The sequence below is a fragment of the Steroidobacter sp. genome, assembly GCF_036402275.1.
Classification (GTDB): domain Bacteria; phylum Pseudomonadota; class Gammaproteobacteria; order Steroidobacterales; family Steroidobacteraceae; genus Steroidobacter.
The window spans coordinates 132312-156232 of the sequence record NZ_DASWTF010000005.1 but is presented as its reverse complement, the minus strand read 5'-3'; the positions used below and the strand labels follow the sequence as shown (position 1 = coordinate 156232).

Below are 23921 nucleotides of genomic sequence, written 5' to 3'. Positions count from 1 at the left end.
TCCGGCACCGCCGCGTGAATACGTCCCTGTAGGGCTGATTGGCGAAACTTCCCTGTTTCTCAATCTGCCGGAAGGCCCTCCCCCCGAGACCGCTCGCCGATGCGTTCGGTTTGCTCTTTCGCCTTTGCCAAACCTCTTTGTGGTCGCGTTAGGGAGTGCGGTCGATGCGCAAGACCGGGTAGAGGTTGTACCGCTCATCCCAGGACGAGTGGCGGCGGTAGAAGAAGTCCAGTCTCGCGTTGGGGTTGCCGGCGAAGGCGGGGTCTTCCAGGCGCTTTTCGAACTCGCGGCGTAGGGCCGGGTCCTTTTTCAGCATCTCTTCGGCCACTTCTTCGGCCACGTACGCTTCCATATATTCCTTGCGCTCGAAGGAGGCGGCGAAGAAGCCCCAGCTCACCAGCGAGTCCGGGTCGCGGGGTTCGAGCAGCGACATGACCAGCTCGGACTTGGGTTGAGCGATCGGCACGAACAGCGCGCCGGCGGAAACATCGCGCTTCTCTTTGCTCCAGTCGCCTTCGACGTTGAAGACGCTGCGGCCTTCGAAGGTTGCGGAAGCGGGCGCCGCTTTGGTCGCGCGGAAGACTTCTACTTCCGAAGCTTTCAGTGGTTGTTTGAGCGCCTGGAACTCGATGCCGTGCAGAGTCAACTTCTCGGCGACCATACCAGCGTAGCTTGCAGGCACGACGTACCCGCCGCGAGGCGCGGTCACAGTGATGTCGGGCTTCACTTCATCCAGTAGCGGAATGCGCCAGATCTGTGGCTTCTTATCGTTGTATCGAGTCATGAGCGCGCCCGAAATCGCAGAAGGCGTGCGCTCGTACTCATAGCCTCGGAACTCGATTGTGCGAACGTGCGGAGTGTTGGTGTAAGTCAGCGCGACCGTCGAGCCGCCGATCTTCGCAGCTTCCGCATCGGCGGCCTGAGCAGCGGCAACCCACTTCTTGCCATCGCGCGCCGCCATTTCCATCAACGAAATAATCGTGTGATGAGTGATGCGCACGCGCGTGCGATAGTCCTTCCAGGAATGCGTTTCCACCAGCACGCCGATGCGGTTACGACCGGCCCAATAAGCCTGCGAGAAACGCTTCGGGCCGACCGACACGGCGAAGCCCGTGGTCGGATCGTCGTCCTTCAGGAAAGAAGGATAGAAGTCCAACGGCAGCGAACCTTTCTCCGCCGCGCGCTTCATCAACTCGTCGCGGACCGCCACCGCCGCTTGTCGGATGGGATCGTGTCCGTTGAGCGTCGGCGCGACGCTGTATGAAATGTCGTGCTCGAATTTGGCGCCATCGGTGACGTGCAGGTCGACGTACAGAATCGGATCCCACTCGCCCAACAGGCGTAGCATGGCCTGCATTTCCGGCGCCTCGGCCTTGGCGTAGTCGCGATTCAAGTTGAGGTTCTGGGCGGTGGCGCGCCAGCCCATTTCCTCCGGGCCGACCTGGTTGGGGCGGTTCCAGCGGCCGAAGCGCTCGTGGCCGTCGACGTTGAACACCGGCACGAACACCAGCGTCACGTTCTTGAGCGCATCCTTGGCGAGCGAGCCTTCGAGCATCTGGCGCAGGGCCAGGAAGCCGGCGTCCTTGCCATCGATCTCGCCGGAGTGAATGCCTCCTTGCATGAACACGATGGGACGGCCGCTCCGGCGAGCCGAGGCTGCGTCCAGAGTGCCGTCAGCCGAGGCGGCCAGCGCGAGCATCGGTCGTCCTTCGGGCGTGCGGCCGAATTCGAAGCAGCGGACCTGTTGCGGCCACTGCTGTTGAAAGGCCGGGCACAGCCTTTCGACTTCTTCGTAGCGGCCGGTGCGGCGATCGCCGGATTGCTCGGCGACGGTACGCAGCGAGGCGGTGCTCGAGGGTGCAGCCATGGCGGCTGGGGCAAGAGCGCAGGCAAGCAAGGCGAGCGCGGCGGTTTTATGACGAATCATCGGCGGCTTCCGTGGACGACCAGGCGCGCAAGATTACTGTATGAAGACGCCTGAAGTTGTCCCGTTTCTTGCTCCAGTCGCGGTAAAATTCGCGGCGTCGACGGCTATTGCATCCGTCGGCGGGAGTCCGACTTGAAGCTGAGTAGATCGAGTGGTGATGCGGCCTCGTCGCTGCATGATGTGGGCTGTGTGTTATTGCAGCCGGAGGAACTGGCGCAGGAATGCCGCGTACGCCTCGAGGATCTGAGCAGCCTGTCGCCTTCCTGGAATCGACTGCCGCGAGATGCGTATTTGCGCGACGGCGGCCGCTACCGATTCCGCCGCCATAGTTGTTTTATTCACGAGCGCGCCGGACTGCAGTTGGTCCCTCATCGCGCGCACTGGCAGCCCACCGAATACAACGCACTTCACGGCGGCATGGAACGCTGGTTCGAGCCGATGACCGGCGATGTGCTGCAGGCTCCGGTGTGGAGTGCGTTGATCAGCGGGCTCGCCGAGTTGTTTGCGCGTGCGCGCCCGGTGCCACGCTGGTACATCGAGGCCCATCAGTTCCGCATCGACACGGCTGAAGGCATCGGCCGTCCCACTCCCGAAGGCGCGCATCGCGATGGCGTCGATTACGTGGCGGTGATCTTGGTGAATCGTTTCAACGTGCGCGGCGGTGAAACGCGTGTGTTCGAAGCGGAAGGCATTTCCGGCGTTCGCTTCACCATGAGCGCGCCATGGACGGCGTTGTTACTCGACGACGCCAAGGTCATCCACGAGACCACGCCGATTCAGAACGACGGCCCCGGCGGCGTGCGAGACACGCTGGTGATTACGTTCCGCGAGCGCGGGTTTCAGTCACCAGGCGTTTGATACGCCCCTGGCGGGGTCCCCGCGAAATCGCTCCACGAACCGTGCCGGTTAGCACGGAGTTAACGCGATTTCGTGGGGTGCCCGTACAATGTCGCATTGCTGAAATAGGTACCTGCTCATGTCCACGTTCGCCGCTCGTCTGCAACAGAAAATCGCCGAGCACGGCCCGCTGTGCGTCGGTATCGACCCGTCAGCGGCGCTGTTGAAATCCTGCAATTTGCCCAACACGCCCGACGGCGCGTTCGAGTTCGGCAAGCGCGTGCTGGAAGCGGCGGACTTTCGAATCTCGCTGCTCAAACCGCAGTCGGCGTTCTTCGAGCGGTTCGGCAGCGCCGGCCTCAAGGCTGTGGAAGAGCTCACGCTGCTCGCGCGCGGTCGCGACGTGCTCGTGCTGCTCGATGGCAAGCGAGGTGACATCGACACCACAGGAGCCGCTTACGCCGAAGGTTATTTCTCTTCGACCACGACGTTGCGAGTCGACGCTGTCACCACGCATGTGTATCTGGGTCTCGCCGCGCTGGATCCTTTCCTGGACATCGCCGTGCGCGCCGAAGGCGGCGTGTTCGTCGTGGTGCGCTCGTCGAATCCCGAAGGTCGCGAGTTACAAACAGCTCGCATGGCCAACGGCGAAACCGTCGCTCAGAACCTTTGTCGCGAGATCACGTTACGCAATCGACGTCAGGGTGAGGGGCTGGAATACATCGGAGCCGTCGTGGGCGCTACTTGCGACGATGCGGCCGAGACTGTGGCTGCGCTGCCTCAATCGTTCATTCTCGCGCCGGGAGTCGGCGCGCAAGGCGCAACGATGCAGGATGTGTTGAAGCGCATGCCGACGGCGCGCGGTCGCGTGCTGCCCAATGTTTCCAGAGCCATTCTGGCCAACGGCGGCACCGTCGCCGACATCCGCACCACCATTCGAGGCTTGCAGGAGCAAGCTCGCGAGTTGCTGTAGGCGATTGTCATGTCGCTCGCTGCCGCACTGACTCGCGCGTTAGGAAGCAAAGTCGCGGCGGGCTCGGAGCGAAGTGTTGCGGGCGGCTCGATCAATTCCTGTTCCAGATTCGAGAGCGCCAGCGGCCCGGTGTTCGTGAAGCACGGCGATGCGTCCAGCCTGGAAATGTTTCAGGCCGAAGCGGACGGACTCGTCGAGTTGTCTCGGGCGCAAGCCGTGCGAGTTCCGCGAGTGCTGGCGTTGAGCGAGCATGAAGGAACTGCTTTTCTAGCGCTCGAATGGATCGACTTGCGCAGCGCGTCCGCCAGGAGCGAAACAGAACTGGGCGAGCTGCTGGCGGCTCAACACCGGGTCACTCGCGATAAATTCGGCTGGCATCGTGACAATACGATTGGCTCCACGCCGCAAGCGAATCGGCTGACCGAGACGTGGGTGGAGTTTTTCCGCGACTCCCGCTTGCGACCGCAGCTTGCGTTGGCGAAGCGGAACGGCGCAGGAGTCGAGCTCGTCGACAGCGGTGAGCGTCTGTGCGAGCAGCTCGAATGTTTCTTCGCCGACTATCGCCCGGTGCCGTCGTTGCTTCACGGCGATCTGTGGGGCGGCAATTGGGGCGCGGATGCGAGTGGCCAGCCGGTTCTGTTCGATCCCGCGGTCTATTTTGGCGATCGCGAGACCGATCTGGCGATGACGCGTTTATTCGGCGGCTTCGGCGCGCCGTTCTATGCGGCGTATCAGGCGGCGTGGCCAATGGATCCTGGCGCAGCCACGCGCAGCACGCTCTACAACCTGTATCACGTGCTGAACCACTTCAACCTGTTCGGCGGCGGTTATCAGCGGCAGGCGCTGGGAATGATTCAGCGCCTGCTGGCCGAGACCATGTAGATCATCAAGTGCGGGCGGGGATCCGCACGGTGCCGGCAACGCGTTCGTAGAGGATGTTGCCGCTGCTATCGACAGTGACGGCGAAATTGCCGCCCACATCGGTCACGTTGATGTCGCCCGTGCTGTCGTCGTTGATCTTGACGTTCTTCCTCACGTCGCGAATGGTGATATCGCCCGAGCTGTCCTCCATGATCTCGGCATTGCCGGTGACTTTGGCGATGGCGATGTCACCCGAGCTGTCGGTGACGATCTTCACTTCGCCGCGGACGTCTTCGATGTCAATGTTGTCGGAGCTGTCCTCGACTTCGACGTTGCCGACCACGCTCATGATGCGGATCACGCCCGAGCTGTCGTGCACGGTGAGGTCGCCGTTGACGTTTTTCAGCAGTTGATCGCCGGCGGTGTCCTTGATCCGGGCCGGGCCTACGTCGCTCAGCTCCAGATCGCCACTCGTATCGGTGACGTCGAGCTCCGCGTCGCGCGGCACGGCGATGTCCAGGTCCAGCGATGCGTAGCGATTGAAGCTGAACATGTCACCCATGCCTCCGCCCATCACTACTGTTAAATAAACAATGTCGTTCTCACGACGGCTCTCCAGCGCGATCTTGCCGAGCAGGCTTTCGGAGGAGGCGCAGGCCTTGCCGACGGCCTTGAGCTCGCCGTTGGTGTCGCCATGGATCGTCAGAGTGCCGGCCTCGGCCGTCACCACCACTTTCTTGACCGGGCCGTTGAAATTGGCGACGCGCTCGGAGCTGAACTCGCAATTTTCCGCCCAAGCCGCGCTGGCGCCGCTCAACCAAAACAGTAAAAGCAGCCGGCTCCCCAGGGTGTGGTTCATGCAAACTTCCTGTTCGAATAAGTTAAACGCACGGCCCGCCGGCGCTGAGCGTGGCGGGTTCGCTACAGGACCGGGCCCGCACCCGGTCTGCAGAAGGGAAGCAAAGATAGGCGTTGCTCAGGCGCTGTGCAAAATTTTGCGAAGAACAGTCGTCAGAAGGCGACGTTGCACGTGTTGTGAAAGGGAACTGGCTTGCGCCAGGCCCATGCGAGCGAGGTGAGGCTGAACCGCAGGCGTCGACGAGCCATTGAACAGGGCGTCGAGCAGCGCGCGCGCCCGGCCGGACCAGGTCCGGGTCGCCGCTTCCAATGAACGCAGCGCCTTGGCCAGCACGATCTCTTCAGCGGTGAAATCCGTGCCGAACGGCAATTCAGTAAACAAACCGCGCTCGCGCCAGGGCGCGAACTTGCTGGCCAGCCGTTGCGGCGTGTTGGCGCGCGCCGCGTCCGGGATGCTCCAGTCCTTCGGCAGTTTGCCGGCGCGCCGCGCGTCGCTGACGAAGGCTCGTTGGAAGCGGGCGTCCATGATGCCGACCAGGGCTTCGACGATTTCCCGATCGGTGCGACCGCGGAGGTCGGCGATTCCATATTCGGTCACGACGATGTCCCGCAAGTGGCGTGGAATCGTCGCGTGCCCATAACTCCAGACGATATTCGATGCAGTGGTCCCGTCGGAGGTGCGCGTAGCACGCACGCACAAAATCGAGCGGGCCTCCGGCAGGGCATGCGCCATGGCGACAAAGTTATATTGGCCGCCGACGCCGCTCACGACGCGGCCATCGCCCAGCGCATCGGACACGGCGGCGCCCAGGCCGGTGACCATCATGGTCGTGTTGACGAAGCGTGCGTAGCGACGCTGGGCGCACTTCAATTCCCATTCGTGGCCGTACAGCTCGTTGACGAAGCTGATGCCCCGCATGGCGAACATCTTGCGCTGAACGGCGGGCAGCTCGCGCAGTCCGGCATAGAAACCTTTCGGGCCGAAGAAGAATCCAGCGTCGGCGAGCACGCCGTTTCGTAACGTGTCGCCCAGGCAGTGCTGTGCGATCTGCGCACGCTGCTCAGGGTCGGAAAAGGTGGCGCGCAGCTGCTGGCCGTCCGGCGTGATGAGCACGCCGCGGTCGTACTCGACGTCGTCACGAAACAAACCCACTTCCCGGAATTCCTGGAAGTCGGCAAACGACATGCGGCTCATGCCCGCTTCGACGAGCGCGTCGAGGGTATGCAGGCTGACGCGTTCATCGATGTGTCCGTCGTCGAGCAGGCGTTGCAGCTTGGCGCTCGGATAGACGCGTCGCTTCAGGATGCCGTTGCGGTACAGATCGAGGAAGCCGTCGGCCAGCATTTCGGTGCAGCCATACAGACCGCGTTCGAACGGCGCGGTGCCGCCTTCGCTTTCGATCAGCCGGCGATGGCGAGCGAGCAGGCCGGTGGATTCCAGGACTTCTCGATATAACGCCGGTTGCTGCTGCCTGAGCTGCAAGGCGTAGCAGATGCCGTCGCCCAATTCGCCAATTCCCAGCTGCAGCGTGCCGCCATCGCGAATCAGCGTGCTGACGTTCAGCGCGATCGCATGTTCGGTGGCCGGGATGGGCATGTTCGGCGGGCTGAACAGCGCCGTGTCCGGATCCTTGACCAGAAAATCGAACGTGTCCGACGTGACCAGCGCGTCGCCGTACATGAACGGCATCTCGCGATGAACTTGTCCGATCAACGTGAACGGCTTGCCTTTGCCGGCGGCGCGCATGGCGGCGATCTGCGGCAACAGGTCGGCCGTCATATCGGCGTTGGAGCCGAGACTCAGCAACCCCGGCGCTTCATCCGGCGGCGGCGCGGCGACCTGCTGGGCAATGACATTGAGGCCACGGCGCAGGGCGTCGCGAGCCACGTGCGTATAGTTACTGCTGAGATAATGCTGTTGCAGATGTTCGTTCCGCAGCCAGGCGCCGGGCTCCAGATAAAACTCCAGCACTTCGATGTTGGCGGGCAGCTGCTGCCGTTCCATGAGCCGCAGATACTCGAGCTCGGGGTAGTTGCCGAACACCCGCCGCGAGAACGGATCGATGAAACGACGTTCGAGATCGCTGCGTCCTTGGGGCGCGCGCAAAGACAACGCCGTGATGATGGTCAGCTTGAGGCTCGGATCCGCGGCCACGCGCGAAACGAAAGCATTGACCAGCGTGTTGGGCTTGCCGATCGCGACGGGCAGGCCAAGCACCACGTGCTTGCCAACCCGGTTCAAGGTGGCCTCTACGCAGTCCTCGGGAGCCGTGAATCGGAGCGGGGTGGCTGCAGACATCGCGCTACGGTCACCCGGCTTGCAGGTGGATCATCGCTGCCGCTGCGATCATGAAGCGCCTTTGAGCCGCAGCGCGAAGCGCACCTGCACGTCGTTGCCGACGGTCGAGGTGTCCTTCCATTCGCCCTGGCCGACGCCGAAGTCCAGACGTTTGATTTTCGCGGCGCCTTTCAGCCATGCGCCGCCGTCCTTGTTCTCGAACGTGAACTCGATGGGCACGTCCTTGGTGACATTGCGCAGCGTGAGCTTGCCGGTGGCGGAATATTTGTTGCCGCCCTTGCTCGTGAACTTGTCGGCGACGTAATGCGCGGTGGGGAAGCGTTTGACGTCGAACAGGTCGGCGCTCTTGATGGTGTCGTCACGCTCGCCGTCCTGCGTGTTCACCGAGGCGGTGTCGATCTTCACGTCGAAGCGGCTGGCCGCGAGGTCGGCGGGATCGAAACGGATGTCGGCGGTGAATTTGTCGAAGCCGCCTTCGAACTGCGCGCCGGCCTGCTCGCCGACGAACGTCAGTTTGCTTTCCTTCGGTTGCATGCTCCACTGCGCGGCGGCGAACGCCAGCATGGCGGCCAGGCTGGCGGACAAGCCGACGACCAGCCGGCCGGCGAGACGATGGGGGACTCGGGATGAAGCGGTCATCGAGGCGTTTCCTGTTTCAACTTGACGGGCAACATGCGGCGAAGCACGTTGTCCTTGTCGACGAAGTGATGCTTGAGCGCCGCGGCCACGTGCAGCAGCGCCAGCCAGAACAGCGTTCCCGCCAAGAACTCGTGGGTCTCGTGGAGGAACTCATAGGCGGGCTTACTGGGCGCGATGAAATCCGGCAGCGTCACCAGCCCGAACCAGCTTACGGGAAAGTTGCGCGCCGATGACATGAGCCAGCCGACGACCGGCGTGATCAGCAGCAGCGCGTACAGTGCGACATGAGAGATGCGCGCGGCAATGCGTTGCCAGGTGGGCACATCTTTCGGCTCGCCTGGGACGACGTTGAGCCAGCGCCAGATCAGGCGCAGCAGCACCAGCCCGAGAATGGTGATGCCGAAGGATTTGTGTTGGGCCAGCACGGCGATCTTGGCGGAGCCCAGCGGCAGGTCGTCGGCGCGGTTGGCCAGGATGAACTGCACTATGATGAGCGCGACGATGGCCCAGTGAAATAACTGTGCGACGACGCCATAGCGCGAATCGTCGTTCTTCAGTTGCATCACTCCGACCTCGGGTCACATTGAAACGGTCACTTAGAGACGACAGTGTAAGCGATTCGCGGGGCGGGGCCACGCGAAGCTTTTATCGACGGCAAATCTGACACAGAGCGGGGCACCCCGGAATGCCAACCTTACGAAGCGGAACAGCGGGCGCGACCGGCCGCGTGGCGGTCCTGTTACTTCTGTGCTTAGGACTTGTCGCTTGTCCGCGACCGGTCCAGCCCCCCGCGCCGCCCACGAGCGTGCCACCTCAGAGCGAACCGTTACCTCCGGCCTCGGAAACGGGGGCGGAGGTTTATGAGATCGATCCGCAGGCGTCGGTTCTGCACATTCACGTGTTTCGCGGCGGCACGTTTGCCCGCCTCGGGCACAACCACGTGATCACCAGCAAATCGGTGACCGGTCGCGTCTGGATGCGACCGCAGTTCTCCGGCTCCGGCTTCGAGCTGTCATTCCCGGTGGCCGACCTGATCGTCGACGACCCCGACGCGCGTCGCGCCGCCGGCAGCGATTTCCCGCCGGAGATCCCGGCGGCCGACAAGGATGGAACGCGCAAGAACATGCTGCGCAAGGAAGTGCTGGACGCCGAGAACTACCCGAAGGTAAAGGTGCAGTCCGTTGCAATCTCCGGCTCCCTGCAAGCGCCCCGCATCAGCGCGCGCATCACTATCAAGGACGCCACCAGAGACGTCGTCGTGCCTGCGACCCTCGCCGTAAATGGCAGCCGACTGACCGCCAGTGGAGAGTTCGACATTCAACAGACGGACTTCGGAATGAAACCCTTCAGCGTCGCGCTCGGCGCACTGGAAGTGCAGGACCGCCTGCACGTGCGCTTCAATCTAGTCGCGACGAAGCGCTGAGGTGGACTGAGAGGGCGGGGCGCATCGGCCCCGCCCTTTTATTTATCAGCGAGCGCCCAGCAGCTCGTTCGCCAAATCCTTGGCTCCGTAAACATCGCGGAGCGCGGTGATGATGATGGCCGGGTGCACGGCGACCGTGCGGTTCATCTCGCCGTCGTACCAGTAGCTGCCGGCGATGGAATGTATGTTGCCGTCGAAGGCCAGGCCGACCAGGCGGCCCTGGGTGTCCACCAGCGGGCTGCCGGAGTTACCCCCGACGATATCGTTGGTGGTCACGAAACAGAACGGCGTGTTCATGTCGAGCTTGTCCCGCGCATCGAGCCACGCTTGCGGCAGACGGAACGGATCCTTGCCGGTAGTGCGCTCATACAACCGCGACAGGCGAGTGAACGGTTCGACCGGCTGGCCTTTTTCCGTCCAGCCTTCGACCGCGCCGTAGCTGAGTCGCAGCGTGAACGTCGCGTCGGGATAAGTGTTCGTGCCGAGCACCGCGAAGCGCGCCTTGGCGATGCGCTCCTGCGCCGTCGCGACCGGAGCCTGCACTTCGTCTTCGTAGATCTTGCGCACGGCGCGGGCTTCGCCGTCGATGTCACGCGCCAGCACGATCATCGGATCGTTCGAAGCCACGACGGCAGCGGCGCCGCCGTCCCACAAGGCCTTGCGAACGGCGGGATCGGCAAGCTTGCTCTCACCAATCAACTTTGCGGCCAGGGACTCGGGCGATTCGGTGCTCAACAACTTGCGAACCACTGCATCGTCCGGTCCAAGCGCCTCGCGCAGCTTGTCGAGCGAGAACGACAGCGTGACCTGCTCGAAGTCAGGATAGAGCGGGGTGGTCGCGAGCAGACCCGAAGCGATCTTCGGCAGATTCGAGTCTGCGTACTCACGCAGACGCTGTTCGTTGCTCTTGCTGCGCTCGGTCGCGCCACGCACCAACTGGCGTGCATAACCGAACAACTTGCTGTTGAACCCGGCGCCGCTTTCCAGATAGAGATAACGATCGTAGATCTGCCGATAACGTTCCTGCGCGGCGGCCGCGTCCTTCCAGGCATCGCCGACGGCGGTTTCGAGCTTCGCATCCGTCTTCACGCGTTCGCGCAGCTCGCGTTCCTGCACGGTCTTGCGTGCAAACAAACCGTCATCGAGCAGCGCGGCCTGCAAGCCGCGATACACCTTGAGCGAATTTTCCACGCTCTGCAGATAATCGCTGACGATGCGCGCCGGCTCGTCGCCAGTCTTGCCATATTGAATCATTCGTCCGCGCAGCTCGGAGTTGCGAATCAGATAAGAGGGCACGGAGACATCGCGTTGGAAGCGCAATTGTTCGACGGTCAGCAGGCGGCTGGTGCTGCCCGGATGCCCTGCGATGAAGGTTGCATCGCCGGGCTGCGGACCTTCCACGCGCCAGGTCAGATGATTCGGCGTGCGCGCCGGCTTGCCCTTGTCGTATACGCGCATGAGGCTGAAATCCAGACTCCAGCGCGGGAAGTTGAAATTATCCGGATCGCCGCCGAACGCGCCGATGGCGTGATGCGGAGCGAACACCAGCCGCACGTCGTCGTAGCGGCGATACTTGTACAAATAATATTGGCCACCCTGATACAGCGTCACCGACTCGCAGGCGAGCGGACCGCCACGGCTCTTTTTGGAGCTTTCGGTGCACGCGGCTTCGAGCTTGCTCAGCTCCTGTTTACGTGTCTGGTTGGCTTGTGCGTCGGCCAGTCCCGCGGTGGCGCTGTTGACCTTCGCGGTGACGTTCTCCGTTTCCACCAGCACCGACAGGATCTGCGTCGGACATTTCTTTTCAGCGCTGCGCGTGCCGGCGTTGAAGCCATCGTCGACGTAGTTCGCGCTGGTGCTCGACAACTCCGCCAGACACGACATGGCGCAATGATGATTGGTCAGCACCAGACCGTCGGGCGATACGAACGAGCCGGTGCAGCCGCTCTCGAAACGCGTGATAGAGCGCTGCAGCTTGTCCAGCCAGGGCTTGTCCAGGGTGGCGTCGTACTTTTTCTGGATCGCGGCTTGCGGAACGTTGTCGAAGGTCCACATGCCTTCGTCCGCCACGGCCATCGTGGCGAACAGCGCCGCAAGCGCGGCAGCGAGGCTTCGAAACATCGAATTCTCCTTGGTGTATACATCGACCGCCGCGTCTGCCGGCACAGCCGGGGCTCAGGCGTCCGACTGTAACAGCAGCAGGCGCGTTCCTTCCGGCGCGATGAGAATGGCGTTGCACGACTCGTCGAGATTATCGGGCATTTCGTCGGATAGCCGGAAACCGCGCTCCTTGAGTCGGGCCAGGCGCTCGCGCATGTCGGGATCTTCGAACGTCAGCACCGGCTGCCGAAATGCCCGCGAACGATACAACGCCAGATTGAGATGGTCACTGGTGATCGCCGTACGCGCGAATGGCTCAGGTTGCTCGTCCCAGGCCACGAAGCCGAGCGCTTCCCAGAACACCCGCATCTGGCCTTGTTCCCGCACGGGCAGGCCGTATTCGCTGAAATACCCGCAAGTGGTGGCGGGTTCGGCGTCGAACTGCGGCGGCGAGAAAGTGCGGGCCTCGAATACGTTCACGCATTGCCCGGAAGGATCGCGAAAGCTCACGCGATTGAACACTTCGTTGCCGAGCTTCAGGTCTTCGAGCTCGATGCCCATCTGTTCCAGTTGATCGACCCCGTGCATGAGTCGCGGCATGACGAACGTCAGCGCGGGCGCGGCCATGGGTTGGCCGTGCAGCCCGAGAAACAAACGGCCGTCGGTGACCACTGCGTATGGATATTTCAGAGCTTCACCCACGCGCGCCTGGACGAAGCCCAACGATTCGTAGAACGCGAGCGAATCGCGAATCTCGGGCGCGTACAGACTGATTTCCAGGAAACGGCCGAACATCAACGCTGGGCGCCGCTGCGTAGAGCTGGTTGGTCGGCTTGAGCTGAGCTACGCGCGGCTTCCGTCCAGCCTTGGGCGTGGCGATCGATGAGGTTGGTGAGAGCTGTCACGTGCGCTTCGTCGGCGTTCAATGCCGGGATGTAATCGTACGCTTCGCCACCCGCGCCGAGAAACGTCTCGCGGTTGCGGATCGCGATTTCCTCGAGCGTTTCGAGACAATCGGTGGCGAAGCCCGGGCATACGACCGTGACTCGCTTCGGGCCGCTGCGTGCATATTCGAGCAACTGCTCATCCGTGTAGGGTCGCAGCCATTCTTCCCGGCCGACCTGAGATTGATAACTGAGGCTCCAGTCCTTCTCGCCCAGCGACAGGCGCTGCGCGATGAGTCGCGCGGTCTGCGTGCATTGATGCTCATAAGGATCGCCGGCTGCGGCATAGCGTTGGGGTACGCCATGAAACGAAAACAACAGATGCCGGCGCTCGTTGGTGCGCCAGTGCCGTTCGATGCTGGCGGCGATTGCGTCGATATAACCAGCGTCATCGTGATAGTCGCCGATGAAGCGCAGCTCCGGCACCCAGCGCCAGCGGCCCAGTTCCTTCGTTACACGCTCGAACACCGAGGCTGTCGTCGAGCCCGAATATTGAGGATACAGCGGCAGCACCACGAGCTGACGCGCGCCCTGCCGGCGCAGGTCTTCAATCGCTTTGGGAATGGAGGGCGAGCCGTAAGTCATGCCCAGAGCGACGGCGGCATTCCAACGGGGCGCGAGTGCCTCGGCCACGCGCTGGGTCAATGCGGTGCTATGGGTCAGCAGGGGCGAGCCTTGAGGTGTCCAGATCTGTCGGTAGGCATGGGCGCTCTTCGACGGACGGATTCGCAGAATCACGCCGTGCAGAGCCAGCCACCAGAGCAGGCGCGGCGCTTCGATGACGCGTGGGTCGCCGAGGAAGTCGGCCAGGAACCGGCGCACGGGCCCAGGCTTGGGACCCTCCGGCGTACCCAGATTGACCAGCAACACGCCGAGGCGGTCGGCAGCGCCATGCTGGTGAGAAGGGTCGCCAAGGTAAGTGGGCATGCCCATCGAGACTCGTCGTTCAGGGGCCGCCAGTTTAATGAGGTCGCCCCCCGCGCGACCAACAGTCCCTCGCAATCGCAGCCATTGAAGGGCACAAAAAGAAAAGCCCCGCCGCAGCGGGGCCTTCCCTACCAGGAGAACAGTTTGAGATCAGGCGCGGCCGAGCTGCTTGCGACGGCGCAGGCTCAGCGCCATGCCGACCAGGCCGATGCCGAGCAGGCCGAGCGCGCCCGGTTCTGGAACGCTGGTGTCCACATTGCTCAGGCCGTGCGCGGTCAGAGTGGAGCTGACCAGATTGAAGTCGCCGAACACCGAGCTGATGGTGACGGTCAGAGTGCCGAGCACATTCAGCTGCAGCAGGCCGGCGAGGGACCAGCCGCCGTACTCGTCGCCACTGGCGTCGAAGTCCCAGCTCCACACGTCATCGTCGCCCAGCACGCCCGGCAGATCGATGAAAGCCAGCTCCAGTCCGTCGCGCCAGCTGCTGCTGTCGTCGGCGAGGTTGATGGCGAGGTTGAAGCTGGTGATCAGGTCGTTGAGCGGGCGGAAGCCGTTGTCGTTCAGGTCGTGAACGTAGGTATAGGACTGGCCGCCACCGATGTAGATGCCGTTGCCGGTGTTGGCCGAGTCGGTCCAGGTGGCCGGGATGAGGTCGGCGTGAGCGGAACTGGCGAAGCCCACCGCGAGCAGCACCAGGGCGAAAAATCGATTCATGGGGGAAGCATTCCTGTTGTTGGTTCGAGCGCTGAGCTGAATCAAGCAACCGGTATGCCACGCAGAATATTTGCTTTCTGCTTCAGGGCCTTGGCTTCCGTTGGAGCCGCGAGACGCCGGCTTGGTCAGAGGGCCTGTAATCGTTACCGACGTGCGCTGCAGCAATCGGTTTGACCTATTGTGGACTTCCCGCAGGGACTGATCGCATGTCTGCGCGCGCAACTTATCTAGTGCGGCTGTGAGGGTATTTACCTCGGTTTGTCGCTATACATTTTAGGATCTGCGTGCGTGTGATTAGGGATGCCTTCACAAGGACCCGCAAGGTCGGGGCATGCAACCGGGCAGGGATGCCCTTCATCTCTCTTTGACTTATTTCTTGGTTCCCAGGTCAGCGGCTCCCGCCAGCCGACCTCCTCAACAACCGTTTGCTCGATGTGTCGCGATTCATTACTGCCCCCTCCCCGGGATCGCGGCGCCTCGCGCAGGGGACTGATCGCCGGATTAACTTATTCTGGCCTCAGTCCGGACGGCGGTCGGTAGAAGTCGAGCCATCGGCCCTACCGACCGCCTCCATTTTCGGCAAATCGGGCTAACGCTCCACAATCGCTGTTACACCCATGCCGCCGGCGGTGCAGATCGAGATCAGGCCGCGGCCGCTGCCGCGTTGAGCCAGCTGCTTGGCGAGCGAGGCCAGGATGCGAGCGCCGGTGGCGGCGAAGGGATGGCCGATGGCGACGCTGCCGCCTTTGAGATTCATCTTGCTTCGGTCGATGCTGCCGAGGGGCGCCGACAGTCCCAGCCGATCACGGCAGAACTCGGGCGACTCCCACGCTCTGAGCGTACACAGCACCTGCGCTTCGAAGGCTTCGTGGATCTCGTAGATGTCGAAGTCCTGCAGCGTGAGCTTCGCGTCCGCGAGCATCCGAGGCACTGCATAGGCGGGCGCCATCAGCAGTCCTTCCTTCTGCACGAAATCCACAGCCGCGTATTTGCCATACGTGAGATAGGCGAGCACCGGCAGGCCACGTGACTTCGCCCATTCTTCGCTCGCGAGCAGAACAGCAGCGGAACCGTCAGTCATCGGCGTCGAGTTGCCGGCGGTGAGCGTTCCGTTCGCGGCGAACGAGGGCTTGAGCTTCGCGAGCTTCTCGATCGAAGTGTCGCGGCGAACGTTGTTGTCTTGCTTCAAGCCACGGAACGGCACGACCAGGTCTTCGTAAAAACCTTCGTCCCAAGCTGCCGCCGCCTTCCGATGACTCTCGTACGCGAGCTGATCCTGCTCGGCGCGCGGGATCTGCCATGTCTGCGCCATCTTCTCGGTGTGCTGGCCCATGGACATGCCGGTGCGGGGCTCGCTCACGCCGGGCAATTGCGGCTTGAGGAAGCTCGGCCGAAAGCTCGCCCATGGCGACAGTCGCTCGCCGAGCGATTTGCCGCGCGCGCTGCGCAAAAGCATTTTGCGATACGCAGTGGGATAGACGATGGGCACATCGCTCGCCGTGTCCACGCCGGCGGCAATCCCTGAGTCGATCTGCCCGGTGGCGATTTTCAATCCCAGCACGATGGCTGTATCCAAGCTGGTGCCGCACGCACGCTGCAGATCGAAAGCGGGTGTTTCCGGCGCGAGGCCGCTGTCGAGCACGCTTTCGCGCGTCAGGTTGAAATCCCTGGAATGCTTCAGCACCGCGCCGGCACCCACGTCACCGAGCACTTCGCCGCGCAGGTTGAATTTATCGACCAGCCCTTTGAGCGAAGCAGTGAGCATTTCCTGGTTGCTGGCTTCTGCATACGCGCCCATCGAGCGCGCGAAGGGGATGCGCGTACCACCGACGATGGCGACGCGGCGGATCGAAGAACCTACGAGCATGGCGGCTCCATTGCGAGCAACGAGGGGCCGCAAGCATGCCAGCCGTCGTAGCTCGATACATAGCAAAGATCACTGTTGGCGCGAACGGTGCAAAGGCCGTACGCTGTGCGGCCGCGATCCGTAAAGCCACACTTTCTTCGCGCCGCCCGTGACGGCGCCATCGACCGCATGACTATCACCAGCCGCGACCGCCTGGTCGTGGACGCCCGAGCTATTGTTGCGCTCGGCGGACCGTTGCTAGGCAATAACCTCTCGATCACCGGCATGGCGTTCGCCGATACCGTCATGGCGGGCCAGCTGGGCGCGGTCGACCTCGCCGGCCTGGCCGTCGGCGCGGCCAGCTTCAACCTGTTCATGTACACGGGCTTCGGTCTGCTGATGGCGACCTCGCCGTCCGTCGCGCACGCCTTCGGCGCCAAGGATTCAGTGAAGGTCACCACCTATGCCCGGCAGTCATGGTGGCTGGTGCTGGTCCTTTCAATGCTGCTGTTCATAGGCATGCGACAGGCCGACTGGTTTCTGCCGGCGCTAGGCATCGCCGACGAGGTGTTGCCGGTCGCCATTGGATACATTCACGCGATGAGCTGGGGCATGCCCGGCCTGCTCGCGTTCTTCTCATTGCGCTACACGAGCGAAGGACTGGGGCGCACCAAGCCCATCATGTTCACGGGCTTCCTCGGCCTGACCGCGAACATCATCGGCAATTGGATATTCATGTACGGCAAGTTCGGCGCGCCCGCGCTGGGCGCGGTGGGCTGCGGAGTGGCGACAGCCATTTCCATGTGGCTGATGTTCTTTGCGATGTTTCTTCACGTGCGCATGCATCGCGCCTATCGGCCGTTCAACTTTTTTGCGCGCATCGATCCGCCGAACTGGCCAGTGCTCGGCGAGCTGGCTCGCGTCGGCGCGCCGATCGCCGGCAGCATCCTGGCCGAAGGCGGTTTGTTTGTAGGCGCGGCCTTGATGATGGGCGGCATGGGGGCGGTAACGGCGGCAGGACATCAGATCGCGCTGAACTACGCCGCCTTCATGTTCATGGTGCCGCTGGCCATCAGCTCGGCGACCACGATTCATGTGGGGCACACGTTGGGACGTGGCGATTTGCAGGGAGCGCGCAACGCCGGTCTGCTCGGGATCGCGATGTGCGCCGTCGTGATGACGATCTCCGCGATCGTGATTCTGTTCCTGAACGACCATATCGCCGCGATGTACACGCGCGATCTTCCGGTACGCGAGTTGGCCGCGAGCCTGCTGCTCATGGCCGCGCTGTTTCAGTTCTCGGATGGCGTGCAGGTGGGCGCCGCCGGCGCGCTGCGCGGGTTCAAAGACACGACCATCCCAATGATGATGTGCGTGTTCTCGTACTGGGTGGTTGGGTTCACCTTCGCTTATTACTACGGCGTGTACCGTGGCGAAGGTCCGGTGCTGGTCTGGGTCGGGCTGAACGTCGGACTGACCGTCAGCGCGGTGCTCTTAGTCGCGCGCTATTGGCGTGTGACCAAAGCGCGGATCGACAGTGTGGGTCAGCGGCCCGCGTAAGATCCGCGCTGCGGATCGTTATATCCGTAACCGAGCGTTTCCACGTCTTCGACGATGCCGTCGATGAAACGCACCCGACGCATCAATTTGTTCGGGCCGAAGTTATAGGTCCAGGTTTCCACCGGGATTTCGACCAACCCCTCGCCGAAATAAACAATGCGGCCGCTGACGTTATAAAACGGCCGCCGCAGAATCGTTCGCGTCTGCACGTCGGCCGGCTCGCCGCAGAAGGCGCGTACTTCGGCGCGTGAATCTCCGTCTCGAAGCAAACGACCGCCACAACGCATGCCGTCGGCATGGGCAGGCACGGCGAGCGACGCCATGACGACCGTCAGACCGATGAGTAGGGGGGTGCGCATGGCCTTCACTATGCCTGGGAGGGGATGAATTGCAAATGAATTGTAACCAGTCTCACGACGCCGCCGCATGCAGCCGGCCCTCGATGCAGTTTCGGTACAGTTGAGCAAATTCCGCGACTGTCACCGGCACCGGATTGCCGCCGGTCGAGGGATCGCCAAACGCCTGCGGCGCGAATGTCTCCGCGTGCTCTGGTTTAACGCCCAGATCGGCCAATGTATCCGGTATTTCCAGAGTTTTTCGCAGCTCCAGGATCCAGTCCAGCACGCCGTCGAAGGAATGTTTGGTCAGGTTCAGGTAAGCCGCCAGCCGCTGCATCTTTTCGCCGAGCGCCGGACGGTTCCAGGACAATACGTAGGGCATGACCACGGCGTTGGTCAGCCCGTGATGCGTGTTCAGGTTGGCCGAGCAGGGATGGCTCAGGCTATGCATGGCGCCGAGGCCTTTTTGAAACGCCGTCGCGCCCATCAGCGACGCCGCCATCATGTGCGCGCGGGCTTCGATGTCGCCGCCGTCTTTCACGGCGGTTGGCAACCAGTCATGAATCAAACGCATTCCTTCCAGTGCGATGCCTTCCGCCAACGGATGATAGGAAGGCGAGCAATACGCTTCGAGATTGTGAGAGAGCGCGTCCATGCCGACGGCCGCCGTTACCTTGGGCGGCAGCCCGAGAGTGAGCTCGGGATCGGCGATCACCACCGAGGGCAGCATCTTTGGATGAAAGATGATTTTCTTGGTGTGGTCGCGCGTGTCGGTGATGACGGAGGCGCGCCCGACTTCGGAGCCCGTGCCTGACGTCGTGGGCACTGCCACCGTTGGCGCCATGCCTGCGACATTCACGCGTGTGTACCAGTCCTCGCGATCCTCGAAATCCCAGAGCGGTCGTGTCTGTCCCACCATCAATGCCACGGCCTTGCCGGTGTCCAGCGCGCTGCCGCCGCCGAAAGCGATCACGCCATCGTGCGCGCCTCGGCGATATGCATTGACGCCATTCGTGACGTTGGACTCCACCGGATTCGCCTGCAGGTCGCTGAACACTTCGCAGCTCAGCCCCGCGGCCCGGCAGGCGGCGACGGCGTTCTCGATCATCGGCAACTTTGCCAGAGCTGGATCGGTCACGAGCAGCGGACGTTTCATTGCCAGCGATTTGCACGCGTCGGCGAGCTCGGCGATGCGGCCCGGGCCGAAGCGCACCGAAGTGGGATAGTTCCAGTTGCCGCGTAACGAAGCCATAATGCTTTCCTTCGAGCGAACCGGTTTAATGATGAACTCTCGCATGGGTCTTCAAGTCCGCGTGCGCAGGTGAAACGATTTGGGGCGAGTGAGGTGCTCGTAACCCACGACGGATAACGTGCAGCCTCGACCGGAATTCTTCACGCCCACCCACGCGAGCGCCGGGTCGAGATAGTCGCAGCGATTCATGAACCAGGTGCCGGTGTCGATGCGATCGCCGATGGCGAGCGCCGCGTCCCGATCGCGGGTCCAGATCGCCGCGGTGAGTCCGAAGGTCGTGTCGTTCATGAGCGCGATCGCCTGTTCGTCCGAGCTCACTTTCATCAGACCGGCGACCGGGCCGAAAATTTCCTCGCGCATCACGGTCATCGAGTGGTCGACGTCCAGCAGAAGTTGTGGGGCGAGATACGGTGTGCCGGGTTTGCTGACAGCAAATGCCGATTCCTCGATGGCCGGCTGCGCGCCGGCGCGAATCGAAGCTTCGATCTGCTGACGGATCGCATCCGCGGCGGCGGTTCGAACGACCGGGCCGAGCGTGGTGTTCTGATCCAGCGGGTTTCCCAAGACGTACTTGCGAGTGAGATCGGCAAAGCCATCGACGAACTCGTCGTAGATGCGCTCGTGCGCGTAGATTCTCTGCAGCCCGCAGCACGACTGACCGCTGTTGAAATATGCACCGTCCACGACGTTCTCGATGGCATGCGCCAGATCGGCGTCATGTCTCACATAGACGGGATCGCAGCCGCCGAGCTCCAGTCCCACACCGATGAAACGTTCCGACGCCGCGCGTTGTACCGCATGGCCGCCAGCCACCGAGCCGGTGAACGCGACGAAATCGATGCGCCGGTCGTGGATGATCTTCTCGGTGTCAGCATGAGTGAGATGCAGAACCTGGAACACGCCGTCCGGCAAGCCCGCTTCGGTCAGGCAGCTGGCAAAGCGCTCCGCGCACAGCGGCGTCTGCGCCGAATGTTTCAGGATCACCGCGTTGCCGGCCATCAACGCGGGCACCACGCTGTTCACGGCAATGAGATAGGGATAATTCCAGGCGGCGATGGTGAACACGACGCCGAGCGGCTCGCGCCGAACGAAGCGTGTGAAGTTCTCTTTGGGACCGGCGTCGATGTCGGCGAGGGCCTGGGGCGCGATGGCGATCATGTGTCGCGCGCGCTCCAGGGTGCCGTTGACTTCGTTGGGCGAGTAACGAATCGGCCGCCCCATTTGCCAGGTCAGCTCGGTGGCAATCTCGTCTCGCTGACTCTCGAACACATCGCAAAACTTGGAGAGGATGGCCGCGCGATCCTGCACGGAGGTATCGCGCCACGCGCGCTGCGCAGTCCGAGCGCGATCGAGTGCTTCATCTATCACCGCCGGCGTCGCCAGCTCGAGCTCGACGTAAAGGCTGCCATCGATGGGAGAGATCGTCTTTTGCATGGGAAGTCCGAAGCTGCCGCGCCGAACGGCGGCGGGTTAGATGATCTCGAAATAGCGGGCGAGCTCCCAGTCCGTGATGTGCTTGCGGAACTCTCGCTCTTCCCACTCGCGTGTGGCGGCGAAATGATCCACGAAGGCGTCCCCGAAATATTCGCGCGCCATTCGTGATTGTTTCAAACGCTGAGCCGAATCCCACAGAGTGCGGGGCAGCGCCAGGCGCTCGGGAAACTGATGGTCGTAGGCGTTGCCCTCGACCATGGGCTCCGGCTCGATGCGATGCTCGATGCCCCACAAACCGGAGCCCAGCGCCGCGGCGAGAATGATGTACGGATTGGCATCGGCCGCGGCCACTCGATATTCCACACGTTGTGACTTCGCGCTGCCGGGAATGACGCGTAGAGCGCAGGTCCGGTTCTCGACGCCAAGTGTCGAATGCGTGGGCGCCCAAAAGCCGGGAATCAGTCGCGTGTACGAATTGACGGTCGGCGCCACCATGGCGAGCAGCTCCGGCATGAGCTGCTGCTGGCCGCCGATGAAATGGCGCATGGTCTGGCTCATCTGATGCGGCTGGTCGGCATCGTAGAACACCGGCTTGCCGTCACCGTCCTTCAGCGACAGATGAATGTGCCCGCTTTGACCGGGCCAGTCGCGCGACCACTTCGCCATGAAGGTGGCCATCATGTTGCTGCGTTGGGCGAGCACTTTGACGAAGGTCTTGAACAGCGCTGCCTTGTCCGCGGAGGCGAGGGCGCCATCGAATGCGATGGCCGCTTCGATCACGCCCGGCCCGGTTTCCTCATGCAGCCCTTCGATGCCGAAATCCATGGCTTCGCACGTGGCCAGCATGTGTCGATAGAAATCCGCAGCGGTCGAATTGCGAATGACCGAGTAACCGAACCAGCCAGGCGCCATCGGTCTCAAATCCCGATAGTGCTTGGCGCGAACCGATTCCGGCGTCTCGTCGAAAAAGAACACTTCGTACTCGAAGCCGGCGTACGCGTTGAATCCAAGCTTGGCCGCTTTGTCGAGCACGCGTCGTAGCAGGCCGCGCGGACAGATCTGTTCCGCGCCGCCGGTGAACTCGCTCAGGAAGAGCAGGTTGTCGTCTTCGAACGGCAGCGGCCGGCACGTCTCAGGAAGAATGCGCACCGGCGCATCCGGATAGCCCGTGTGCCAGCCGGTGTATTTCACGTTGTCGTAGAGCTGGTCCTGGCAGTCCCAACCGAGCACGACGTCGCAAAAACCGAAGCCGCTCTCCAGCGCCGATATGAACTTGGCGCGCGACATATATTTGCCGCGCATGATGCCGTCCACGTCGAACACGCCGACTTTGACGTGCGGCAGACCGCGCTGCTCGACGATGGCTTTGGCGTCGGCGACGCTCTTGACCTGACGAGGTTCCATCATGATGCGGTGTCAACTTTGGTGGTGCCGTAACCCTCGCGCTCCGGGTGGCCATGCTGGCCGCCGGTCATTGCAAACTCTTCTTCCGGCGACAGCACCAGCTTGTGACGGCCCACCGCGGCGAAGTAGATGAGGCCGGCCACGTACCACGCCAAAGCCGAGTACACGCCGGCGCGATACACCGGATCCTTCAGTTGGAAATACAAAGTCACGAACGCGATGACTACGGTCGCCGCCGCGCCGGGAATACCTAACGGGCTGCGATACGGACGCTCGATGTGCGGCATGTTCCTGCGTAACAGGATGAATGAAACGCCCTGCAGCGCATAAGAAATCATGGCGCCGAACACCGCCATGTTGAGCAGCGTCGCGCCGATGACCGAGCCGCCTTTTTCCGCGCCCAGCGAGAACCACACCGCGAGAATTACGGCCAAGCCAATCGCTGCGCCCGTGAACAATGCGATGTGAGGAGTCTTGCGCGAGCCGTGCGTGATCGACATCGCCGCGGGGTAGTAACCCGCGCGTGACAGAGAATAGATCTGCCGGCCGAACGCGAAGATGATGGTGTGGAAGCTCGCGATCAATCCGATCACCGCCAGCAGCGACAGCACCTTGGCGGTGTCGCCGGCGAAGATCACTCGAAAGCCGTCCAGCAGCGGCTCCGCCGACGTTGCCAACGAATATGCGCCATGCAGCTTGCCTTCGTCGGCGGAACCGATGGATGCATTCAGCAGCATGATCATCAGCGCGGACACGATCAGCGTGAACATGCCGAAGATCAATCCTTTCGGCATGTCCTGCTTCGGATCCACCGATTCTTCGGCCGCGAGCGGCAACTCCTCGATGGCCAGGAACAACCACACCGCGAACGGCAAGGCCGCGAGCACGCCGGTCCAGCCGAAGGGCAGGAAGCTGCCGCCGCCCTGAGGCAATTCCATGATCTTGCCGTCCGGGCCGACCGCGATATTCAACGCCCAGCGCGAGAAGTCCGCATATGGAATGGCGCTGATCCAGAACACCACCAGTACTATCAGCGCCAGCACGGTGACCACGACGGATATCTTGAACGAAAGCTCCACCCCCGCGTAGTTGAGCGCCACGAACAGCAGGTAACAGCCGATCCACCACAATGGTTGAACCGCGGCGGGAGTTTCGAAGATGCCGGTGAGATACGAGCCGATGAAAAACACGATGACCGCTGGCGTCATGATGTATTCGATGCTCTCCGCCAGGCCGGTGATGAACCCGCCCCACGGTCCCATGGCGCTGCGAGCAAACGAATAAGCGCCGCCGGTGTGCGGCAGCGCCGGCGACATCTCCGCCAGGCTGAAGATCAGGCCGAGATACATGATGGCGATGATGATGGCCGCGATGAACAGGCCGCCCCAGCCGCCGGCGCCGATGCCGAAATTCCAGCCGGAGAAATGACCCGAGATGACGGCGCCGACTCCCAGCGCCCACAGCGACCAGACCCGTGCGTGCCGTTTGAGGCGGCGCTTTTCGAAGTACTCCGTGCCGGCGTTCTGGTAGGTGACGCCACCGACTGTCTTCTTGTCTGTCATGCGATTCTCCTGGAAGGAACGTC

Annotated in this window: 20 protein-coding genes; 5 read left to right on the top strand and 15 right to left on the bottom strand. The window is 62.6% G+C overall.

Annotated features, from left to right (window positions below):
- Positions 1-148: 148 nt before the first annotated feature.
- Positions 149-1927, bottom strand: a complete 1779-nt coding sequence (locus VGD45_RS02275) for a M14 family metallopeptidase (RefSeq protein WP_331153642.1) — start codon at positions 1925-1927, stop codon at positions 149-151.
- Positions 1928-2059: 132 nt separating this feature from the next.
- Between VGD45_RS02275 and VGD45_RS02270 the strand changes: the two genes are divergently transcribed.
- The 3 genes from VGD45_RS02270 (at position 2060) to VGD45_RS02260 (ending at position 4619) form a co-directional block, all read left to right on the top strand.
- Positions 2060-2785, top strand: a complete 726-nt coding sequence (locus VGD45_RS02270; protein WP_331153641.1) for a 2OG-Fe dioxygenase family protein — start codon at positions 2060-2062, stop codon at positions 2783-2785.
- Between the two features lie 118 nt (positions 2786-2903).
- Positions 2904-3737, top strand: a complete 834-nt coding sequence (pyrF, locus tag VGD45_RS02265; protein WP_331153640.1) for an orotidine-5'-phosphate decarboxylase — start codon at positions 2904-2906, stop codon at positions 3735-3737.
- Between the two features lie 9 nt (positions 3738-3746).
- Positions 3747-4619 (top strand): fructosamine kinase family protein, encoded by an 873-nt coding sequence (locus tag VGD45_RS02260; RefSeq protein WP_331153639.1) that lies wholly within the window; start codon positions 3747-3749, stop codon positions 4617-4619.
- Positions 4620-4623: 4 nt separating this feature from the next.
- On the opposite strand, the gene VGD45_RS02255 is transcribed toward VGD45_RS02260, so the two are convergent.
- The 4 genes from VGD45_RS02255 to VGD45_RS02240 form a co-directional block, all read right to left on the bottom strand.
- A complete protein-coding gene (locus VGD45_RS02255; protein ID WP_331153638.1) occupies positions 4624-5457 on the bottom strand; it encodes a DUF4097 family beta strand repeat-containing protein in 834 nt (277 codons plus the stop codon).
- Between the two features lie 117 nt (positions 5458-5574).
- Complete coding sequence (locus VGD45_RS02250; RefSeq protein WP_331153637.1) at positions 5575-7755, bottom strand: acetyl-CoA hydrolase/transferase C-terminal domain-containing protein; 2181 nt, start codon at positions 7753-7755, stop codon at positions 5575-5577.
- Between the two features lie 48 nt (positions 7756-7803).
- A complete protein-coding gene (locus tag VGD45_RS02245) occupies positions 7804-8394 on the bottom strand; it encodes a YceI family protein (RefSeq protein WP_331153636.1) in 591 nt (196 codons plus the stop codon).
- Complete coding sequence (locus VGD45_RS02240) at positions 8391-8957, bottom strand: cytochrome b (protein WP_331153635.1); 567 nt, start codon at positions 8955-8957, stop codon at positions 8391-8393. Before VGD45_RS02240 ends, VGD45_RS02245 begins: the two co-directional genes overlap by 4 nt.
- A gap of 242 nt (positions 8958-9199) precedes the next feature.
- Between VGD45_RS02240 and VGD45_RS02235 the strand changes: the two genes are divergently transcribed.
- A complete protein-coding gene (locus tag VGD45_RS02235) occupies positions 9200-9817 on the top strand; it encodes a YceI family protein (protein ID WP_331153634.1) in 618 nt (205 codons plus the stop codon).
- A 45-nt stretch (positions 9818-9862) separates the two neighbouring features.
- Here the strand turns inward: VGD45_RS02235 and VGD45_RS02230 are convergent, their stop codons facing one another.
- From VGD45_RS02230 to VGD45_RS02210, 5 genes are all read right to left on the bottom strand, one after another.
- Positions 9863-11938, bottom strand: a complete 2076-nt coding sequence (locus VGD45_RS02230; RefSeq protein ID WP_331153633.1) for a S46 family peptidase — start codon at positions 11936-11938, stop codon at positions 9863-9865.
- A gap of 54 nt (positions 11939-11992) precedes the next feature.
- Positions 11993-12712 (bottom strand): hypothetical protein, encoded by a 720-nt coding sequence (locus tag VGD45_RS02225; protein WP_331153632.1) that lies wholly within the window; start codon positions 12710-12712, stop codon positions 11993-11995.
- A complete protein-coding gene (gene hemH, locus VGD45_RS02220) occupies positions 12712-13788 on the bottom strand; it encodes a ferrochelatase (RefSeq protein ID WP_331153631.1) in 1077 nt (358 codons plus the stop codon). Before hemH ends, VGD45_RS02225 begins: the two co-directional genes overlap by 1 nt.
- A gap of 150 nt (positions 13789-13938) precedes the next feature.
- Positions 13939-14502, bottom strand: a complete 564-nt coding sequence (locus VGD45_RS02215) for a PEP-CTERM sorting domain-containing protein (protein WP_331153630.1) — start codon at positions 14500-14502, stop codon at positions 13939-13941.
- Positions 14503-15091: 589 nt separating this feature from the next.
- On the bottom strand, positions 15092-16369 hold the full coding sequence (locus VGD45_RS02210) for an acetyl-CoA C-acetyltransferase (RefSeq protein ID WP_331153629.1): 1278 nt from the start codon (positions 16367-16369) through the stop codon (positions 15092-15094).
- A 168-nt stretch (positions 16370-16537) separates the two neighbouring features.
- Here VGD45_RS02210 and VGD45_RS02205 point away from each other — a divergent pair, with 168 nt between their 5' ends.
- Entirely contained in the window at positions 16538-17908 is a 1371-nt protein-coding gene (locus VGD45_RS02205; RefSeq protein ID WP_331153628.1) for an MATE family efflux transporter, read from the top strand.
- Here VGD45_RS02205 and VGD45_RS02200 read toward each other — a convergent pair.
- The 5 genes from VGD45_RS02200 to VGD45_RS02180 are packed head-to-tail and all read right to left on the bottom strand — an operon-like array spanning position 17893 to position 23898.
- The gene (locus tag VGD45_RS02200; protein ID WP_331153627.1) at positions 17893-18267 is read right to left on the bottom strand and encodes a DUF2845 domain-containing protein; all 375 of its coding nucleotides are present in this window, start codon (positions 18265-18267) and stop codon (positions 17893-17895) included. The genes VGD45_RS02205 and VGD45_RS02200 overlap by 16 nt on opposite strands.
- Positions 18268-18319: 52 nt before the next feature.
- Positions 18320-19498 carry an iron-containing alcohol dehydrogenase gene (locus tag VGD45_RS02195; protein WP_331153626.1) on the bottom strand — a complete coding sequence of 393 codons (1179 nt, stop codon included), beginning with the start codon at positions 19496-19498 and terminating at the stop codon, positions 18320-18322.
- A 51-nt stretch (positions 19499-19549) separates the two neighbouring features.
- The gene (locus VGD45_RS02190; protein WP_331153625.1) at positions 19550-20932 is read right to left on the bottom strand and encodes an aldehyde dehydrogenase family protein; all 1383 of its coding nucleotides are present in this window, start codon (positions 20930-20932) and stop codon (positions 19550-19552) included.
- 36 nt (positions 20933-20968) lie between these two features.
- Positions 20969-22339: a glutamine synthetase gene (locus tag VGD45_RS02185; RefSeq protein ID WP_331153624.1), complete on the bottom strand. Its 1371-nt coding sequence runs from the start codon at positions 22337-22339 to the stop codon at positions 20969-20971.
- Positions 22336-23898, bottom strand: a complete 1563-nt coding sequence (locus VGD45_RS02180) for an amino acid permease (protein WP_331153623.1) — start codon at positions 23896-23898, stop codon at positions 22336-22338. The genes VGD45_RS02185 and VGD45_RS02180 overlap by 4 nt, the downstream gene beginning before the upstream one ends.
- Between the last annotated feature and the right edge of the window lie 23 nt (positions 23899-23921).

Bases quoted from the DNA above. Each gene is read 5' to 3' on its own strand.
- VGD45_RS02275 (WP_331153642.1), bottom strand. From the start codon at position 1,927: ATGATTCGTCATAAAACCGCCGCGCTCGCCTTGCTTGCCTGCGCTCTT.
- pyrF (WP_331153640.1), top strand. From the start codon at position 2,904: ATGTCCACGTTCGCCGCTCGTCTGCAACAGAAAATCGCCGAGCACGGC.
- VGD45_RS02260 (WP_331153639.1), top strand. From the start codon at position 3,747: ATGTCGCTCGCTGCCGCACTGACTCGCGCGTTAGGAAGCAAAGTCGCG.
- VGD45_RS02255 (WP_331153638.1), bottom strand. From the start codon at position 5,457: ATGAACCACACCCTGGGGAGCCGGCTGCTTTTACTGTTTTGGTTGAGC.
- VGD45_RS02250 (WP_331153637.1), bottom strand. From the start codon at position 7,755: ATGTCTGCAGCCACCCCGCTCCGATTCACGGCTCCCGAGGACTGCGTA.
- VGD45_RS02245 (WP_331153636.1), bottom strand. From the start codon at position 8,394: ATGACCGCTTCATCCCGAGTCCCCCATCGTCTCGCCGGCCGGCTGGTC.
- VGD45_RS02240 (WP_331153635.1), bottom strand. From the start codon at position 8,957: ATGCAACTGAAGAACGACGATTCGCGCTATGGCGTCGTCGCACAGTTA.
- VGD45_RS02230 (WP_331153633.1), bottom strand. From the start codon at position 11,938: ATGTTTCGAAGCCTCGCTGCCGCGCTTGCGGCGCTGTTCGCCACGATG.
- VGD45_RS02225 (WP_331153632.1), bottom strand. From the start codon at position 12,712: ATGTTCGGCCGTTTCCTGGAAATCAGTCTGTACGCGCCCGAGATTCGC.
- hemH (WP_331153631.1), bottom strand. From the start codon at position 13,788: ATGCCCACTTACCTTGGCGACCCTTCTCACCAGCATGGCGCTGCCGAC.
- VGD45_RS02215 (WP_331153630.1), bottom strand. From the start codon at position 14,502: ATGAATCGATTTTTCGCCCTGGTGCTGCTCGCGGTGGGCTTCGCCAGT.
- VGD45_RS02210 (WP_331153629.1), bottom strand. From the start codon at position 16,369: ATGCTCGTAGGTTCTTCGATCCGCCGCGTCGCCATCGTCGGTGGTACG.
- VGD45_RS02205 (WP_331153628.1), top strand. From the start codon at position 16,538: ATGACTATCACCAGCCGCGACCGCCTGGTCGTGGACGCCCGAGCTATT.
- VGD45_RS02200 (WP_331153627.1), bottom strand. From the start codon at position 18,267: ATGCGCACCCCCCTACTCATCGGTCTGACGGTCGTCATGGCGTCGCTC.
- VGD45_RS02195 (WP_331153626.1), bottom strand. From the start codon at position 19,498: ATGGCTTCGTTACGCGGCAACTGGAACTATCCCACTTCGGTGCGCTTC.
- VGD45_RS02190 (WP_331153625.1), bottom strand. From the start codon at position 20,932: ATGCAAAAGACGATCTCTCCCATCGATGGCAGCCTTTACGTCGAGCTC.
- VGD45_RS02185 (WP_331153624.1), bottom strand. From the start codon at position 22,339: ATGATGGAACCTCGTCAGGTCAAGAGCGTCGCCGACGCCAAAGCCATC.
- VGD45_RS02180 (WP_331153623.1), bottom strand. From the start codon at position 23,898: ATGACAGACAAGAAGACAGTCGGTGGCGTCACCTACCAGAACGCCGGC.